This is a genomic window from Agrococcus sp. HG114 (assembly GCF_024723325.1).
GTDB lineage: Bacteria > Actinomycetota > Actinomycetes > Actinomycetales > Microbacteriaceae > Agrococcus.
In genome coordinates this window covers 1-1,089 of record NZ_JANQCH010000234.1, presented here as the reverse complement: position 1 = coordinate 1,089, position 1,089 = coordinate 1, and the positions used below count along the sequence as shown (strand labels likewise).

Below are 1,089 nucleotides of genomic sequence, written 5' to 3'. Positions count from 1 at the left end.
GGCACGGCCGCGACCTCCGCCTGCTCGAGCATGAGGTCGGCGAGCTCGAGCGAGGTGTCGGCGCGCACGCCGCCCCACTCCCTGCCGAGCAGCGCCGAGACATCCGCGTACACGTAGAACGCGCCCTTCGGGGTCGGCACGGAGAAGCCGGGGATCTTCGACAGCCCGGTGACGATCGTGCGGCGGCGCCGGTCGAACGCGGCGAGCATGTCCGCCACGGCGTCCTGGGGGCCGGTGAGCGCCTCGATCGCGCCGCGCTGGGCGACGTTGTTGACGTTGCTCGTCAGGTGCGACTGGAGGTTCGCGGCAGCCTTGACGACGTCGGTCGGGCCGACCATCCACCCGACCCGCCAGCCGGTCATCGCGTAGGTCTTCGCGACCCCGTTGACGAGGATCGTCCGGTCGGCCAGCGCCGGCACCGCCTCGACGACGGAGACCGCCCGCTCGCCGTCGTAGACGAGGTTCTGGTAGATCTCGTCGCTGATGACCCACAGGCCGTTGGCGTCGGCCCACTCGGCGATCGCGCGGATGCGGTCGGCCGGGTAGACGGCGCCGGTCGGGTTCGAGGGGCTCACCATCAGCAGCGCCTTCGTGCGGCCGGTGCGGGCGGCCTCGAGCTGGTCGACGGTGACGAGGTAGCCCTGGTCGGCGCCGGCGAACACGTCCACCTGGGTCGCGCCGGTGAGGCCGATCGCCTCCGGGTAGGTGGTCCAGTACGGGGTGGGGACGAGCACCTCGTCGCCCGGGTCGAGGATCGTCTGGAACGCCTGGTACACCGACTGCTTCCCGCCGTTGGTGACGATCACCTGCGACGGGTCGACCTGCAGGCCCGAGTCGCGGAGCGTCTTCGCGGCGATCGCCTCCCGCAGCTCCGGCAGGCCCGCGGCGGGCGTGTACCGGTAGTTCTTCGGGTCGGCGAGCGCGCGCTGGGCGGCCTCGACGATGTTCGCCGGGGTCGCGAAGTCGGGCTCGCCCGCGGCGTAGCTGATCACGTCCCGGCCGGCGGCCTTGAGCGCCTTGGCCTTCGCGTCGACCTTCAGGGTCGCGGACTCGTTGATGGCGGCGATGCGCGCAGCGATGCGGTTCACG

At 72.1% G+C, this 1,089-nt stretch carries 1 protein-coding gene; it reads right to left on the bottom strand.

Going from position 1 to position 1,089, the window contains the following annotated elements; all coding sequences use genetic code 11:
• The coding region (locus tag NWP09_RS12955) for a pyridoxal phosphate-dependent aminotransferase (protein ID WP_258275905.1) at window positions 1-1,088 on the bottom strand (1,088 nt) is incomplete at its 3' end.
• Window position 1,089 lies beyond the last annotated feature (1 nt).